Here is a 16,589-nt window from a genome sequence, read left to right on the forward strand (position 1 = left end):
CGACGGCCGGGTGGAAGCGGAGCGAGGGCGAGCGCGATGAGCTGGGCGGACTTCCAGTACGAGATCTATCTCAGCGGCATGACCGGGGCCGTGCCCCGGCTGCCGACCGACCTGACCCGGCTGGAGGAGATGGCCGAGAGGCGGCTCGGGCCGGGTCCGGTCGGCTACGTCGCCGGCAGCGCGGGCAGCGGGCGCACCGAGCGCGCCAACCGCGAGGCGCTCGACCGCTGGCGGATCGTGCCGAGGATGCTGCGCGACGTGCGTGAACGCGACCTGTCGGTGACCGTGCTGGGCAGGCGGCTGCCCGCGCCGCTGGCACTGGCGCCGATCGGCGTGCTGTCGATCATGCATCCGGAGGCCGAGCGGGCCGCCGCCCGCGCGGCCGCCGCGACCGGCGTGCCCTTCATCCTGTCGTCGGCCTCCAGCACGCCGATGGAGGACGTCGCGGCGGCCATGGGGGACGGCGAGCGGTGGTTCCAGCTCTACTGGGGCAAGGACCGCGAGGTCACCCTCAGCTTCCTCGCCCGGGCCAAGGCGGCGGGGTTCACCGTGCTCGTCGTCACCCTCGACACGCCGCTGCTGGCCTGGCGGCCTCGCGACCTCGACCAGGCCTACCTGCCGTTCCTGCGGGGCGTCGGCACCGCCAACTACTTCACCGACCCGGCGTTCCAGGCCGGGCTCGCCCGGCCCGTGCACGAGGACCCGAACGCCGCCGTACTGCACTTCGTGGGGATGTTCGGCGACCCGGGCAAGACGTGGCCGGACCTCGCGCTGCTGCGCGAGCACTGGGACGGCCCGATCGTGCTGAAGGGCGTCCTGCACCCTGACGACGCCCGCCTGGCCGCCGACGCCGGAGTGGACGGCGTCGTCGTCTCCAACCACGGCGGACGCCAGGTCAACGGCTCGATCGGGGCGGCCGACGCCCTTCCGGCCGTCGCCGACGCCGTGGCCGACCGGCTCACCGTGCTGTTCGACGGCGGCATCCGCACCGGGGACGACGTCGTCAAGGCGCTCGCGCTCGGCGCCAGGACCGTGCTGCTCGGCCGTCCGTACGCGTACGGGCTGGGCCTGGACGGCCAGGCGGGGGTGGAGCATGTGATCCGCTGCGTGCTGGCGGAGACCGATCTCACCCTGGCCCTTTCCGGCTGCGCCGGGGTCGCCGCGCTCACCCCGGACCTGCTCACCCGGATCTGACTGCCGCCGCGCCCGGCCCCCCCGGCGCCTCGATCAGGTGGCCGAACCGAGGTCCTCGGCCAGGGCCTCCTCCTCCAGTTCCTCCCGCCGCGCGGCGGCCGGGTCGGCGGCGGCCGCCTCGGCCGCCTGGGCGCGCTCGGCCTCGCCGAGCTGCCGGTGCGCGGTGGTGAGGACGACCGCGCCGAGGAGCACGGCCGCGGCCCCCATGTAGAACGGCGCGTGCCGGCTGTCGAAGTGCTCGGCGAGCTTGCCCGCGACGAAGGGCGCGAGACCACCGCCGATGAAGCGGATGAAACCGTACGACGCGGAGGCGATGGGCCGCTCCACGGGCGAGATGGTCATGACCGCCTGGGTCGTGACCGTGTTGTTGACGCCGATGAAGACGCCGGCCACGATCACGCCGCAGATCACGGCGATCCGGTTGTCGGTGAACAGCGCGATCACCAGGATGTCGAGGCTGAACAGCACGAGGTTGGCGTACAGCGTGCGGGCGATGCCGAAGCGGGCCTGCAGCCGCGGGGCGCCGAAGACCGAGAAGATCGCGACGAGGATTCCCCAGCCGGTGAAGACGAGGCCGAGCTGGTGTTCGTCGAGCTCCATCGGGTAGGGCGCGTAGCCCAGCACGGTGAAGAAGCCCCAGTTGTAGCAGAGCGCGGTCAGGCCCAGGATGAGCAGGCCGCGGTGACGCAGGGCCTTGATCGGCGCCGCGATGCCGGTCTTCGCCGCCGGCGTGGGCGTCGGACGCACCAGGGTGACGGTGGCGATCAGCGCGATCGCCATCAGGACCGCGACGCCGTAGAACGGGCCGCGCCAGCTGATGCCGCCGAGCACGCCGCCCAGCAGGGGGCCGACCGCGATGCCGACGCCGAGCGCGGTCTCGTACAGGATGATCGCTCCGGCGAAGCCGCCGCTGCTCGACGCGACGATGACGGCGAGCGAGGTGGCGATGAACAGGGCGTTGCCGAGGCCCCAGCCGGCGCGGAAGCCGACGATGCCGCCGATGCCGCCGGACGTCCCGGCGAGGGCGGCGAACACCACGATCAGCGCGAGGCCCACGATGAGGGTGCGCTTGGCGCCGATCCGGCTGGAGACCCACCCGGTGACCAGCATCGCCACGGCGGTGACGACCAGGTAGCTCGTGAACAGCAGCGACACCTGGCTGGGCGTGGCGTGCAGCTTCGTGCTGAGGGCGGGCAGGATCGGGTCCACCAGCCCGATCCCCATGAACGAGATCACGCAGGCGAAGGCGACGGCCCACACCGCCTTCGGCTGCTTGAACGGGTTGGAGACAGGGGCATGAGCAGAGCTCACCGGACCTCCTGGTAATTAGCGAGGGGGAGCGCCCTGATCCCTACTCGTCCGCCGTGCCCTCGAGCAGGCGCCGAAGCAGGGGGAGGAACTCGCCGGCGACCCGCGTCAGCTCACGCAGCTCGCCGGGGGACAGCGTGCCGAGCATCTCGGTGAGCCGCTCTCTGCGCCGCCGGCGCCGCTCGGCCAGCAGCGCCCGGCCGGCGTCGGTGACGCTGACCCGCACCGCGCGGCCGTCGAGGTCGTCGACCGCCCGGCATACCAGGCCTTCGCGCTCCAGGCGCTGCACGAGCTGGGTCATCGACGGCTGGGTGACGGCCTGCCGCGCGGCCAGGACGCTCAGCCGCTCCGGGCCGTTGCGGTCCAGGTACGACAGGGTCGTCGCGGCCGTGAGGCTGAGGTCGCTCTGCGCGGACAGCCGCCGTACGGCGAGCACCGCGAGGTCGTCCAGGACGGCCGCGACCGCCTGGGACTCCTCGGGGGGATCGGCGCTCGGGGTGACGGACACAGGTGTTCCTCCGGACGGGAACCGAATTTACATAGGAAGCTTATACAACCCTCCGGAGTGCACCACATCGCCCCCTCGTCGAGGGCTCGGCGGGCCGCTGCGAGCGGTGAGGAGTGCGTTACGGCGGATGAACGTGCCCGTGACGACGCGGAAACGACGGCCCCGTAAATAACTGTCAACCGACAGAAATCCCCCCAGCGCCCGGAGCCCCGATGGCCGTCACCGTCCCTTCCTCGCCTCCCACCGACGAGAGCGCCCTGCAGACGTTCGGCTACCGTCAGGAGCTGCACCGCAGCATGGGCAGGTACGCCTCCTTCGCCGCCGGCTTCTCCTTCATCTCCGTACTGACCACGGTCTTTCAGTTCTTCGCCTTCGGGTACGCCTTCGGCGGTCCGGCCTTCTTCTGGACCTGGCCCGTCGTGCTGGCCGGACAGATCCTGGTCGCCCTGTGTTTCGCCGAGCTGGCCGCCCGCTATCCGATCTCCGGCTCCATCTACCAGTGGTCCACCCGGCTCAGCACGGCGACGTTCGGCTGGTTCGCCGGGTGGATCATGATTCTCGGGCAGATCGTCGTGATCGCCGCCGCGGCGCTCGCCCTGCAGGTGGTGCTGCCCGCGATCTGGCCGGGCTTCCAGCTCGTCGGCGGCGATCCCGCGCCCACCACCGCCACGGGAGCGGCCAACGCCGCGATTCTCGGCCTGGTCCTGCTCGCGCTCACCACCACCGTGAACGTCGTCGACAACCGCGTTCTCGCCCGGATCAACAGCATCGGCGTCACCGCCGAGATCGTCGGCGCGATTCTCATCGTCGTGCTGCTGCTCACCCACGCCGAGCACGGTCCCGGCGTCACGTTCAGCACCGGCGGGCAGGGCGGGGCCATCGGCGCGCTGCTGGTCGGCTCGTTCACCGCCGCGTACGTCCTCATCGGGTTCGACAGCGCGGGCGAACTGAGCGAGGAGACCCGCAGCCCCCGGCGGGTCGCCCCGCGGACCATCCTGACCGCGCTCACGGCGGCCGGGGTGCTCGGGGGACTCATCCTGTTCGCCGGTCTGCTCGCCGCTCCCAGCCTGACCGACGGAAGGCTGGCCGCCGAGGGCCTGTCCTACGTGCTCACCAGCAGCCTGGGCGACTGGGTGGGCAAGCTGCTGCTGGCCGACGTGGTGCTGGCGATCACCGTGGCGACCATGGCGATCCAGACGGCCGCCACCAGGATGTTGTTCTCCATGGCGCGCGACGGGGCGATGCCCTTATCGGGCGCGTTGTCCAGGGTCTCGCGCCGCACCGGGATGCCGACCGGGCCGGCGCTGGTCACCGGGGTGGCCGCGGCGGCCATCCTGCTGCTCAACTTCGCCTCTCCCGAGGCGTTCCTGGCCATCGGCACCACCTGCATCGTGCTGCTCTACCTGGCGTACGCGATGGTGACGGGCCCTCTGCTGCTCCAGCGCCTGCGCGGCGGCTGGCGGGGCGGGGCGCCGGGCGGGTTCGACGAGGACGGCAGCCGGCTGTTCAGCATGGGCCGCTGGGGCCTGCCGGTCAACGCGCTGGCCTTCTGCTACGGCCTGGCGATGATGGTCAACCTGGCCTGGCCGAGGGCCGAGGTGTACGCCCCGATCACCGGCCACTGGTTCTTCCAGTGGTTCACCCTGCTCTTCCTGGTGGCGGTCGTCGCTCTGGGCGCGCTCTACCGGCGGCTACGCCGGCCCGCGGCCCGTCTTGCGCAGGTCGGGCAGATCCCGGTCGGGAACGCCGGCCAGGCGTAGCGCCGCGTCGGCGGTGGCGGACGCCAGCGTCTCCAGGGCGTCGGCGGCCATCTCGCCCGGGGCGTCCCTGCGGATCAGGATGACGCCCTCGATCAGCGCGAACAGCAGATCGGTGCGCAGCGCCCGGTCGGCGGGCGTCAGCGCCGCGCCGGCGGTGGTGGCCGCCAGCAGCCGCGCGTAGGTGTCCTTGAGCTCGCCGCGCATGCGCCGGAAGGCGGCGAACCGCTCGGTGCGCACCTCGGGCAGGAGGTAGAGCGCGCCCAGGTTGTGCGGGCCCGAGCAGAGCAGCCTGGCGTCGCAGTGGCACAGCTCCCACAGCCGCTCTTCCGGCGTACCGCCGGTCAGGGCGCCGGCGGTCTCCAGCGAGGGCCGCACCGTGCTCTCCAGCAGTTCGGCGAGGATGTCCTCCTTGCCGTCGAAATAGTGGTAGATCGACGCCTGCCTGATCCCGGCCCGTTCGGCCATCGCCCTCGTCGAGGTCGCGGCGTAGCCGTGCGTCGTGAACAGCTCCGCCGCCGCCGCCAGGATCTCCTCCCGCGGGCTCAGCTCGGTTCGCGGCCGCGCAACGGCTCGCGGCCTGCCGACCCTTCGCGCGCTGGAACCGGGCGCGGTGGAGCCGGACGCGGTGGAGCCGGACGCGCTGGAACCGGGCGCGGTGGAACGGGCACTCACCGCACGATCCTCGCACACCTCCAACCGGCCGCCGCGGCTGTGCGCTTCCGGTAACAGGCGGGAAACCCGGGGGCGCGTGAGAGGAAACACACGCCGCCTAATTTCTGTCGTGCGACAGAAATTAACCCCCCAGAGGAGAACGCGTCATGGCGACCAGCACGACCTACGGCGCGCGCGAGCACGCCCGAGCACAGGAAGGCACCACAAGCGACACCATGCCGGTGCTCCCGGCCTCGGACTGGCCCACCCCGCCCGACGGCGTCGACCCCGCCGACCTCGTGTGGGCCGAAACCGTGGCCGGGGGCGGCTACACCCACAAGGTGCTGGCCCGGGGCACCGAGCTGCGCCTCACCGACCTGGCCGGCGACGCCTGCGCGCACCTGCTGCTCTTCGTCGAGGGCCGCCCCTGGGAACGGCTCAACGTCGCCGACACCGTCAAGGTGCTGTGGAACGCCTACCTCGGCGAAGGCCACCTGCTGCTGTCGGACCAGGGCCGCGTGCTGGCCTCCGTGGTCGCCGACACCTCCGGCCGCCACGACACCATGTGCGGGGCCTCCACCCTTCGGCGCAACACCGAACGTTACGGCGACGGCTCCCCGCACGGCCCCGCCCCCGCCGGGCGCGAGCTGTTCAAGCTGGCCGCCGCCAAGCACGGACTCCAGCCCCGGGACCTGCCCCCGTCGATCTCCTTCTTCCAGGGGGTCAGGGTCGGCCCCGACGGCGGCCTGACCTTCACCGGCTCAGCCGGGCCCGGGGCGTCCGTCACCCTGCGCGCCGAGATGCCGCTGACCGTGCTCATCGCCAACACCGCCCACCCCGTCGACCCCCGCCCCGCCTACACCTGCACCCCGCTGGAAGTCCTGGCCTGGCGCGCCCGGCCCACCGGCCCCGGCGACCCCCTGTGGCAGGCCGGCCCCGAAGGCCGCCGCGCCTTCCTCAACACCGCCGAGGTGACCCGATGACCGTGCCCGACGTCCCACGCTCGATGTGCCCGCGCTCGACGTGCCCGCGCTCGATGTGCCCGTGTTCGATGCGACCGTACCCGCCCGTGCCCCCTGGTCGGCGATCATCCGGGCCGGGCAGGAGCTGACCATCACCGACCTCGGCGGCAACCAGGCCGTCGACTGCCTGCTGTACGACGCGCACGACACCGCCGTCCGCTACAGCGCCCCCGACACCATCCACGCCCAGGGCAGCATCTTCCTCACCACCGGCAGCGTGCTGCTGTCCAACGAGCACACCCCGCTGATGACCGTCGTCGGCGACACCTGCGGCCGCCATGACACCGTCGGCGGCGCCTGCTCCAAGGAGTCCAACACGCTGCGTTACGGACACCACACCTACTCCCAGCACGCCTGCGTCGAGAACTTCCTCATCGAGGGCAGCCGCCACGGGCTCGGCAAACGCGACCTGGTCAGCAACATCAACTGGTTCATGAACGTCCCGGTCGAGCCCGACGGCACGCTCGGCATCGTGGACGGCATCTCCGCTCCCGGCCTCGCCGTCACGCTGCGGGCCGAGACCGATGTGCTGGTCCTGATCTCCAACTGCCCGCAGATCAACAACCCGTGCAACGGCTTCGACCCCACGCCCGTGCGGATGACGGTCCGATGAACACCCTCCTCATCGCCAACCGGGGCGAGATCGCCGTCCGCGTCATCGCCACCGCTCGCCGCCTGGGCCTGCGCACGGTCGCCGTCTACTCCGACGCCGACCGGGGCGCCGCCCACGTCCGCCTGGCCGACCACGCCGTACGGCTCGGCCCCGCCCCCGCCCGGGAGAGCTACCTGGACGCCGGCCGGGTGCTCCGCGCCGCCCTGGACAGCGGCGCGGACGCCATCCACCCCGGCTACGGCTTCCTGTCCGAAGACGCCGCCTTCGCGCGCCGGGTCGAAGCCGCCGGGCTGGCCTTCGTCGGACCCACCCCGGAGCAGCTCGACCTGTTCGGCACCAAGCACACCGCCCGCGCCGCCGCCGAGCGGGCCGGCGTGCCCCTGCTCCCCGGCACCGGCCTGCTCCCCGACCTGGACGCGGCCCTGAGCGCCGCACAGGACGTCGGCTACCCGGTCATGCTCAAGGCCACCGGCGGAGGCGGCGGCATCGGCATGCGCGCCTGCCGCGACGCCGGCGAGCTGGCCGAGGCGTGGCAGAGCGTGCAGCGCACGGCCGCCGCGAGCTTCGCCTCGGCCGGGCTGTTCCTGGAACGCCTGGTCGAGGGCGGCCGGCACGTCGAGGTCCAGGTCTTCGGCGACGGCATGGGCAACGTCGTCACGTTCGGCGACCGCGACTGCTCCCTGCAGCGGCGTCACCAGAAGGTGCTGGAGGAGGCCCCCGCCCCCGGCCTGCCGCCGCTGGTGCGGGCCGGACTCGCCGACAGCGCCGCAGGCCTGTGCGCCTCGGTGCGCTACCGGTCGGCGGGCACCGTCGAGTTCATCTACGACCCGGTGCGCGCCGAGCCGTACTTCCTGGAGGTCAACACCCGCCTGCAGGTGGAGCACCCCGTCACCGAGGCGATCTACGGCGTCGACCTGGTCGAATGGATGCTGCGCCTGGCCCAGGGCGACGCGAGCCACGTGCACGCCGCCCTGCGGACCCCGCCCGGGGCCGCCGGCCACGCAGTGGAGGCCCGGGTCTACGCCGAGGACCCGAGCCGCGACCACCGGCCCAGCGCGGGCCTGCTCACCCGCGTCGCCTTCCCCGAGGGCGTGCGGGTGGACGGCTGGGTGGAGACGGGTACGCAGGTGAGCAGCGCCTACGACCCGCTGCTCGCCAAGGTCGTCGCGCACGGCGCCGACCGGGAACAGGCCCTGGACCGGCTGGCCGCGGCGCTGGCCGAGACCAGGATCAACGGTGTCGAGACCAACCTCGGGCTGCTGCGCGCCGCCGTAGACGATCCTTCCGTGCGGGCGGCCACGCACGGCACCGCCACCCTTGCCGGGCTCACCGACGGCTCCCGCCGGATCGAGGTGGTGCGGCCCGGCACCCTCACCACCGTCCAGGACTGGCCGGGACGGACCGGCTACTGGCAGGTGGGCGTGCCGCCGTCGGGACCGATGGACGACCGCTCCTTCAGGCACGGCAACTCCGCCCTGGGCAACGACCCCGGCGCACCCGGACTGGAGTGCACGTTGCGCGGCCCGGCGCTGCGCTTCAGCCACACCACCACCGTCTGCGTCACCGGCGCGCCCGCACCCGTCACGGTGGACGGCGCGCCCGTCCCCCAGTGGGAGCCGGTCACCGTGCCCGCCGGCGGCATGCTGGACATCGGCGCCGCCGAAGGGCCGGGACTGCGCGTCTACCTGCTGATGGCGGGCGGGTTCGACGTCCCCGCCTACCTGGGCAGCGCCGCGACGTTCACACTCGGAGGGTTCGGCGGCCACGGCGGCCGGGCCCTGCGCGCCGGAGACGTCCTGCACGGATCCCTCAAGCACGGGGGATACCTGAGGCACGGGGGACGCCTCGCCCCCGGCAGCGCCGAAACAGGGGAGCGGCCCGAGTTCGGGCACGCCTGGCGGATCGGCGTGGTCGAGGGCCCGCACGCCAACCCCGAGTTCTTCACCGACGACGACATCCGCGACTTCTACGCCGCCCAGTGGAAGGTCCACCACAACTCCGCCCGCACCGGCGTCCGCCTGATCGGCCCCAAACCGCGCTGGGCCCGCCTCGACGGCGGCGAGGCGGGACTGCACCCCTCCAACATCCACGACACGCCCTACTCGGTGGGCGCCGTGGACTACACCGGTGACATGCCGGTCGTGCTCGGCCCCGACGGCCCGTCGCTCGGCGGGTTCGTCTGCCCGGCCACCGTCGTCAGCTCCGAACGCTGGAAACTCGGGCAGCTGCGGCCCGGAGACACCGTCACCTTCGTCCCCGTGCCCCCCGCGATCGGCGTCCCCGGCGACGGCGGCGTGCTTCACCGCCTTCCCGAGACCGGCGAGCGGCCCTGCGTCACCTACCGGCGCAGCGGGGACGACAACATCCTCGTCGAGTACGGGCCGATGGAGCTCGATCTGGGCCTGCGCATGCGCGTGCACGCCCTGACGGAGGCGCTCGCCGCCCGAGACCTGCCCGGCGTCGTCGACCTCACCCCCGGCATCCGCTCGCTTCAGATCCACCTCGACCCGGCGGCGCTCTCTCAGCGCGACCTGCTGGCCGAACTGCTCCGCATCGAGGCCGGTCTGCCGCCCACCGGAGAGCTGGAGGTGCCCAGCCGCGTCGTCCACCTGCCCCTGTCCTGGGACGACCCCGCCACCCGGGAGGCCATCGCCCGCTACATGGCGGGAGTGCGCGACGACGCGCCCTGGTGCCCGTCGAACATCGAGTTCATCCGCCGGGTGAACGGCCTGGAGGACGTGGCCGAGGTCCACCGCATCGTCTTCGACGCCGAATACCTCGTCCTCGGGCTCGGCGACGTCTATCTCGGCGCTCCCGTGGCCACCCCGCTCGACCCCCGGCACCGTCTGGTCACCACCAAGTACAACCCCGCCCGCACCTGGACCGCCGAGAACTCCGTCGGCATCGGCGGCGCCTACCTGTGCGTCTACGGGATGGAAGGACCGGGCGGCTACCAGTTCGTGGGCCGTACGACGCAGGTGTGGTCGAGCTGGCAGCAACGCGGCGCGTTCCAGCCCGGATCCCCCTGGCTGCTGCGCTTCTTCGACCGCATCCGCTGGTACCCGGTGACGGCGGAAGAGCTGCTGGAACTACGCGCCGACCTGGCGGCGGGGCGCATCGAACCCAAGATCGAAGAAGGGGTGTTCCGGCTCGCCGACTACCAGCGCTTCCTGGTCGAGCACGCCGACTCCATCGCGGCCTTCCGCGAACGGCAGGCCGCCGCCTTCGCCGCCGAGCGGGCGGCCTGGCAGGCGTCGGGCGAGTTCGACCGGGCGGAGCAGCCCAAAGGCCAGGCCGAGACCGAGCTGGAGCTCCCACCGGGCTGCCAGGTGGTGGAAGCGGAGCTCACCGCGAGCGTCTGGCAGATCAGCGTCACGCCCGGCCGGCGGATCGCCGCCGGGCAGCCGCTGATCGTGCTGGAGGCGATGAAGATGGAGTCCGCCGTCCTGGCCCCCGCCGACGGCGTGGTCGAACGGGTCCTGGTCGGCCCCGGCGACCAGGTGGAGGCCGGCGTCCCGCTGGTGGTGCTGAGGAGTGATCGTGGCTGAGACGGCACTGGAACGGGTCCGCAGGGCCTACACCCGGATCGCCGAGACGGACCGTCCGGAGATCTGGATCGACCTGCGGCCGCGGGCCGAGGTGGAGGCCGAGGCCGCCGCCGTGGACGTCCGGGTGGCGGGCGGCGAGCACCTTCCCCTCGCGGGCCGCCTGCTGGCCGTGAAAGGCAACATCGACGTGGCCGGGCTGCCGACCACCGCCGGCTGCCCCTCCTACGCCTACCGCCCGGACGCCGACGCCCCTGCCGTGGTTCGGCTCCGCGGGGCCGGTGCGATCGTGCTCGGCACCACAAATCTGGATCAGTTCGCCACGGGGCTGGTCGGCACCCGCAGTCCCTACGGCGCGGTGCGCGCCGCCACCGACCCGGACCGGATCTCCGGAGGATCCAGCTCGGGCTCGGCGGTCGCCGTCGCGCTCGGCCTGGCCGACCTCGCGCTCGGCACCGACACCGCGGGCTCGGGCCGGGTCCCCGCCGCCTTCAACGGCATCGTGGGGCTCAAGCCCACCCGCGGCCTGATCCCCGCCGAAGGCGTGGTCCCGGCCTGCCGGAGCCTGGACTGCGTCAGCGTCTTCGCCCGCACGCTCCCCGAGGTCCAGCAGGCCCTGGCCCTCATGACCGCCCCTTCCGCACTGCCCGCGTCCCGCCCGGCCCGCCGCCCCGGACCCTGGCGGCTGGCCGTGCCCGCCACCGCCGGCCTCGGCACGCTGGCCCCGGGCTGGGCCGAGGCGTTCGAGACCACGGCCGGCAGGCTGGCCTCGGCAGGCGTCGAGATCCACCCGATCGACCCCGCCCCCTTCCTGGAGGCCGCCGCGCTGCTCTACCAGGGGGCCTTCGTCGCCGAGCGTTACACCGCCGTCGGCGCGTTCGTCGGCAAAGGCGGCCCGGACCTGGACCCCACTGTCGCCTCCATCATCACCGCGGCCCGCGACCTGCCCGCCCACCGCCTGTTCGCCGACCTGGAACGGCTCGCGGCACTGCGCGAGCGGGCCTTGTCCCTGCTCGGCGACCGCGACGCCCTGCTCCTGCCGGTCACTCCCCGCCATCCCACCCTGGCGCAGGTCGCGGCCGACCCCATCGGCGTCAACAGCGACCTCGGCCGCTTCACCAACTTCGTCAACCTCTTCGACATGTGCGCACTCGCCGTACCCGCCGGACAGGTGGACGGGCTTCCGTACGGGGTCATGCTGGTCGGCCGGGCCCACGCCGACGACGACCTGGCCGCCATCGCCCGGCTGCTCCAGCCGGCCGCCCGCCTGGCCGTGGTCGGCGCGCACCTGTCAGGACAACCGCTCAACCACGAGCTCACCATGCGCGGGGCCCGCCTGGTGGCCACCACCACGACCGCCGCGCGCTACCGGATGCACGCCCTGACCACCGACCCGCCCAAACCCGGGCTCGTCCGAGTCCCCGATAACGGCGCGGCCATCGAGTGCGAGGTGTGGGAACTTCCCGCCGAAGGGCTGGGCGACCTGCTCACGGCCCTTCCCCGCCCGATGACGTTGGGCCAGGTCGAACTGGCCGACGGCACGAACGTGCCCGGCTTCCTCTGCGCTCCGGAAGGGCTGCGGGGCGCGGCCGACATCACCACGCACGGGGGGTGGCGCGCCTACGTCCGAACCCTGGCGGTCCATGGCTGATCGATTGTGCGCCGACCGGGAACAGGGAGGCGCAGCCGGGCACGACCCCGCATGTCTGTGCTGTGCCGGCCGCAGATGCCTCCGGCCGGCGCACTTGATGTTCAGGTCGATCTGCCTGTCCCAGTCCTCGACCGCCAGGTGCGGCACCCTTTCGGGCGGGCATCACCGTCCCTTCGCGACACGGGAAAGGCTGACCGCGCCGCGGTCGCGTCGGCGGTTTGTCTTTTCCGGGCCCTCTGCCCGGTCAGCCGCGCCGGGCGGGCGGCCAGCCGTGGCCCCAGCCGCCCTGTGCCATCGTCTGGAACGCCCACCCGTCCTCAGTGCGCACCAGCAGGTCGCCGTAGTGCATGCTCTCCCGCCGGCCCTCGACCGTCATCGTCGCCGTGGTCTCCACGAACACCAGGTTGGGGCTGAGGAAGTGCGGCGTCCTCGCCGACTCCAGGTCGAGCCCCGCCGTTCCGCCGCCCATTGCCTCCCGCATCGCCTCGACGTACTCCTCGCGCGTCCACTGCCGTACGGTCGCGAAGCCGCCCGGCACGTCGGTGGCCAGGTTCATCGGGAAGACCGCGAGGTCGGCCAGCCGCTCGATCGCCCCCTGCTCGGCGAGCGCGTCGTACTGGGCGAACCAGTCCTCGACGCTCTTCAGTTCCTCGTTGCTCGGCTCGTACACGGAATGTGCCCCTTCCTGTCGTACGTCGTACCGTACAGCATACGGGAAGCTTTGAGTGCCGAGCCGGACACGGATCGGGTATGAGACGCGGATCACCGGGTAGCCGTGGGCCTCGTATGTCGTGGAAGGCTCTCAACAGGAGGACCCATGGCCGCTCCGGTCGACTGGGGAAGAGGAGTGGCCGACGCCTGGTCGTCGGTCGCCACGTTCGTCCCCAAGTTCCTCGCATTCGTCGTCGTCCTCGTGGTGGGCTGGCTGGTCGCCAAGGCACTGCGGAAGGTTGTGGACGCCGTACTCGAACGCGTCGGGTTCGACCGGTGGGTCGAACGCGGGGCCGTGGGACGGGCGCTGGCGCGCAGCAAGTACGACGCGTCCGACCTGCTCGCGAAACTCGTCTACTACGCGATCCTGCTGATCACGCTGCAGATCGCCTTCTCCGTCTTCGGGCCCAACCCCGTCAGCGACCTGCTCGCCGGAGTGGTGGCGTGGCTGCCCAAGGCCGCCGTGGCGATCGTCATCATCGTGGTCGCGACCGCCATCGCCAGGGCCGTGAAGGACATCGTCACCGCCGCTCTGGGCTCCCTGTCGTACGGCCGGGCGCTGGCCACGATCGCGTCGGTGTTCATCATCGGCCTCGGCGTCATCGCCGCGCTCAACCAGATCGAGGTCGCGACCACCGTCACGACGCCCGTGCTGATCGCGATCCTGGCCACCATGGCCGGCATCCTCGTCGTCGGCGTCGGCGGCGGCCTGGTCCGGCCCATGCAGCAGCGCTGGGAGCACTGGCTGAACCGGGCCGAGGCCGAGACCGACACCATCCGCGCCCAGGCCGCGGCCTACAGCCGTGGCCGCGCCGACGCGATGGAGACCGCCGCCGTGCCGCGGCCCGAGCAGCCGCGGCAGCGGGTGGGGGCCTTCGCCCAGTCGGCCTCCACCGCGTACCCGCAGAGCACCGCGTCCCGGGAGAACACCGCGCAGCCTGAGAACACCGCGCAGCCGGAGAACACCGCGCAGCCGGAGAGCGCCGTGCGGCCGGAGAACGTCGGCGGGAACATCCCGGGCGCGCAGGGCGCCGGGGAGGCGCGGGCGAGCCGGCCCGCGTACCCCGAGAGCACGCCGCCGGTCGCTCCGGGCGCGCCGACGACTCCCATCCCCCCGGCGGGCGCGGTCCCTCCGGGCGCCCCCGGAACCCCACTGATGCCGCAGGACGCGCCGGGTGAGGTGGCGCGGCCCACCTCCTCCCGGCCGAATCCCCCGGAGGAGCCGCCGTCGCCGCGCCGGTGAGCCCTTCAGTCGCGCGGGGCGTCCCTCACCGGGAGGGGCGCCCCGCCGCTGTGCCGGAAGCGGTGGGGAGTCAGGCGGGTTCGGCCGCGGCGTCGAGCAGCAGGCAGACCGCGGTCATGCGGAGGGTGGCGAAGTCGAGCGGCTGCTCCGGTCCCGGCGCCCGCCAGCCCTTCTCCCGCGCGCCGTCCCAATAGCCGATCAGATAGGCGAGCAGGGAGGCCGGCCCGACCCGCTCGCCCAGCTCCGCGATGGCGTGCTTGACGGCGGTCATGTGCTGGTCCAGCGAGGCGAGGATCCCGGGATGCTGATGCCGCAGGTCCAGGACGCGCTGCGCGAACTCGGCACGGATGCGGACAGGCCAGGACTGCTCGGACACAGAAGTCCCCCGGAGGGTCAAGGGTGATGGGTGCCTCATCACGATAAGCGCCTCCGGGAGCACAGCGATCCAGAACGCTCAGAGAGGGCGATACCCCGTGCGGGAGCGTCCGGTGCGGCTCAGCGCGCGGGCAGTGCCGCTCGCGGCCCAGGCCGGCACGGATGTCCGGCCCCAGGCGGGCGGAGAGGGGGGCCTGGGCCGCGACAGCGCGCGTGTTCCGGCCCACGGGCGGGCGGAGGGGGTCAGAGCGGGGGCGTGCTGGAGCCGCGCACGACGAGTGTCGTCGGCAGGATCCGGGGCGGCGGGGCGTCCGCACCGTTGATCATCGAGACCACCGCCTCCGCGGCGGCGGTGCCGAATCCGGCCTTGTCCTGGGCGACGGTCGTCAGGCCCGGCGGCACGAGCGCGGCCACCTCGATGTCGTCGAACCCGACCAGGGCGATGTCCTCGGGCACCTTCAGACCGGCCTCCCCGATCGCGCGCAGCGCGCCGACGGCCATCTCGTCGCCCGCGACGAACACGGCGTCGGGCCGCTCGTCCGCCTCGAGCAGGCGGCGCATCGCGGCGTGGCCGCCCGACAGGTAGAAGTCGCCCTCGACCACGAGCTCGGGACGGTGCGGCAGCCCCAGCCGGGACATCTCGTCCTGGTAGCCCCGCAGCCGCTCGGCGCCCGGACGCGTGTGTGCCGGGCCGGTGATCGTGGCGATGGCTCGCCGTCCCCGCTCGTGCAGGTGCCGTACGGCCAGGCGGGCGCCGCCCGCGTTGTCCGAGGTCACGTATGTGGCGCGGGAACCCTCGACGGGACGGTCGAGGCTGACGCAGGGGACGCCCGATTCGGACAGCCGCCGCATTGAGGGATCCCAGGTGCCGCTGTCTATCATCACGACGCCGTCCAGGTTGTGCCTGCGCACGGCGCGCACGTAGGCGTCTTCCGTCCTCTCCCCGCTCGTGTCCCCGCTGGTGGCGAGCATGAGGAGGTGATAGCCGCGCCCGCTGAGCGCCGTCTTCAGGCCGATGAGGATTTCCTGGAAGAACGGGTGCCGCCAGCCGGGTCGGCGGTGGTCGGTATCCCACACCAGGCCGACCATGAAGGACTTCTTGGTGGCCAGGGTGCGGGCGGACTCGTTGGGCAGGTAGCCGATTTGGCGGGCCGTCCGCAGGACCTGCTCCCTGGTCTTCGCGTTCACCACCTCGGGGTTGTTGAACACGCGGGAGACGGTCGCCGGAGACACGCCGCACAGGCGCGCCAGCTCTCTGATCGTTGCCACGGACCAAACGCTATCGCATCTCGCTGTAACCGGTTTCATGCAACCGGTTTCCCCAAAATAGGCAACCGCCGGGAAGCTCGTCAACCAGTAATCGGAATTTCCTCCCGTCACGTTTTCGTGACTTGACAACTCCCCGTCCCCTTATGTGTGATGGCGAGCATCGGCCGGCGCTTTCTCGTTGCCACGGGCTCGGCCGCTGTCGTGTCTCGCAGCCGCTTCCCTTTCTCCTGCGAGGGAGTTCAGGTGTCCGCTGCGGAACTCCGTCTGCCCGCGTGTGTGCCCGCCGTACGGCTCGGCGGGTCCCGCGGCCTTCGGGGGAACGGTCCCATCGCCCGCACGGCCTGTTGCCGTGTCCGGGCTGTTCATCGAAGCGGGCACGGAACCTGGAGCGAACAGGGAATGACGGCGACCGACGAACGCCTCGCCATACGGCGGACCTTTCCCGCCGGCTTCGTGTGGGGCACGGCCACCGCGGCGTACCAAATCGAGGGGGCCGTCGACACCGACGGCCGGGGGCCCTCGATCTGGGACACCTTCTGCCGGGTGCCCGGCGCGGTGGCAGGGGGCGAGTCGGGTGAATTCGCCTGCGACCACTATCACCGCTGGCAAGAGGATGTCGATCTCATGAAAGACCTGGGGGCGGGGGCCTACCGATTCTCTGTGGCCTGGCCGCGGGTGCTGCCCGACGGCCGCGGACCGGTGAACCGGCGCGGGCTCGACTTCTACCGGCGGCTCGTGG

General features: G+C 72.5%; 14 protein-coding genes. 8 read left to right on the forward strand and 6 right to left on the reverse strand.

The genetic code is table 11. The annotated features are described in order from the left end of the window. Positions 1-36 precede the first annotated feature (36 nt). Complete coding sequence (locus tag QSK36_RS38560; RefSeq protein ID WP_183544573.1) at positions 37-1,194, forward strand: lactate 2-monooxygenase; 1,158 nt, start codon at positions 37-39, stop codon at positions 1,192-1,194. 33 nt (positions 1,195-1,227) lie between these two features. Here QSK36_RS38560 and QSK36_RS38565 read toward each other — a convergent pair whose 3' ends face one another. Then, positions 1,228-2,505: an MFS transporter gene (locus QSK36_RS38565; protein ID WP_285785801.1), complete on the reverse strand. Its 1,278-nt coding sequence runs from the start codon at positions 2,503-2,505 to the stop codon at positions 1,228-1,230. 40 nt (positions 2,506-2,545) lie between these two features. Next, the gene (locus QSK36_RS38570) at positions 2,546-3,010 is read right to left on the reverse strand and encodes a MarR family winged helix-turn-helix transcriptional regulator (RefSeq protein ID WP_220505638.1); all 465 of its coding nucleotides are present in this window, start codon (positions 3,008-3,010) and stop codon (positions 2,546-2,548) included. A gap of 212 nt (positions 3,011-3,222) precedes the next feature. Here QSK36_RS38570 and QSK36_RS38575 point away from each other — a divergent pair, with 212 nt between their 5' ends. Next, positions 3,223-4,770 (forward strand): amino acid permease, encoded by a 1,548-nt coding sequence (locus QSK36_RS38575; RefSeq protein ID WP_285785802.1) that lies wholly within the window; start codon positions 3,223-3,225, stop codon positions 4,768-4,770. On the opposite strand, the gene QSK36_RS38580 is transcribed toward QSK36_RS38575, so the two are convergent. Further along, a complete protein-coding gene (locus QSK36_RS38580) occupies positions 4,702-5,442 on the reverse strand; it encodes a TetR/AcrR family transcriptional regulator (protein WP_285785803.1) in 741 nt (246 codons plus the stop codon). The two genes, QSK36_RS38575 and QSK36_RS38580, sit on opposite strands and share 69 nt — an antisense overlap. A gap of 146 nt (positions 5,443-5,588) precedes the next feature. On the opposite strand from QSK36_RS38580, the gene QSK36_RS38585 reads away from it, so the two are divergent. The 4 genes from QSK36_RS38585 to atzF are packed head-to-tail and all read left to right on the forward strand — an operon-like array spanning position 5,589 to position 12,252. After that, positions 5,589-6,404, forward strand: coding sequence for an urea amidolyase associated protein UAAP1 (locus QSK36_RS38585; protein WP_285785804.1), 816 nt, complete (start codon positions 5,589-5,591; stop codon positions 6,402-6,404). Positions 6,405-6,429: 25 nt separating this feature from the next. Beyond that, positions 6,430-7,056, forward strand: coding sequence for an urea amidolyase associated protein UAAP2 (locus QSK36_RS38590; RefSeq protein WP_285785805.1), 627 nt, complete (start codon positions 6,430-6,432; stop codon positions 7,054-7,056). Then, positions 7,053-10,604, forward strand: coding sequence for a 5-oxoprolinase/urea amidolyase family protein (locus QSK36_RS38595; RefSeq protein WP_285785806.1), 3,552 nt, complete (start codon positions 7,053-7,055; stop codon positions 10,602-10,604). The genes QSK36_RS38590 and QSK36_RS38595 overlap by 4 nt, the downstream gene beginning before the upstream one ends. Continuing rightward, positions 10,597-12,252: an allophanate hydrolase gene (gene atzF, locus QSK36_RS38600; RefSeq protein WP_285785807.1), complete on the forward strand. Its 1,656-nt coding sequence runs from the start codon at positions 10,597-10,599 to the stop codon at positions 12,250-12,252. Before QSK36_RS38595 ends, atzF begins: the two co-directional genes overlap by 8 nt. A 244-nt stretch (positions 12,253-12,496) precedes the next feature. Here the strand turns inward: atzF and QSK36_RS38605 are convergent, their stop codons facing one another. Continuing rightward, the gene (locus tag QSK36_RS38605) at positions 12,497-12,922 is read right to left on the reverse strand and encodes a nuclear transport factor 2 family protein (RefSeq protein ID WP_285785808.1); all 426 of its coding nucleotides are present in this window, start codon (positions 12,920-12,922) and stop codon (positions 12,497-12,499) included. A gap of 147 nt (positions 12,923-13,069) precedes the next feature. On the opposite strand from QSK36_RS38605, the gene QSK36_RS38610 reads away from it, so the two are divergent. Then, entirely contained in the window at positions 13,070-14,206 is a 1,137-nt protein-coding gene (locus QSK36_RS38610; protein ID WP_285785809.1) for a mechanosensitive ion channel family protein, read from the forward strand. A 70-nt stretch (positions 14,207-14,276) separates the two neighbouring features. Here QSK36_RS38610 and QSK36_RS38615 read toward each other — a convergent pair whose 3' ends face one another. Next, the gene (locus tag QSK36_RS38615) at positions 14,277-14,582 is read right to left on the reverse strand and encodes a DUF6401 family natural product biosynthesis protein (protein ID WP_139576746.1); all 306 of its coding nucleotides are present in this window, start codon (positions 14,580-14,582) and stop codon (positions 14,277-14,279) included. Between the two features lie 242 nt (positions 14,583-14,824). Next, positions 14,825-15,850: a LacI family DNA-binding transcriptional regulator gene (locus tag QSK36_RS38620; protein ID WP_285785810.1), complete on the reverse strand. Its 1,026-nt coding sequence runs from the start codon at positions 15,848-15,850 to the stop codon at positions 14,825-14,827. 399 nt (positions 15,851-16,249) lie between these two features. On the opposite strand from QSK36_RS38620, the gene QSK36_RS38625 reads away from it, so the two are divergent. Beyond that, positions 16,250-16,589 (forward strand): family 1 glycosylhydrolase (locus QSK36_RS38625; RefSeq protein ID WP_285785811.1); only part of this gene is annotated, 340 nt, incomplete at its 3' end.

It is taken from the genome of Microbispora sp. NBRC 16548 (assembly GCF_030268985.1).
In the GTDB taxonomy this organism is placed as follows: Bacteria; Actinomycetota; Actinomycetes; order Streptosporangiales; family Streptosporangiaceae; genus Microbispora; species Microbispora catharanthi.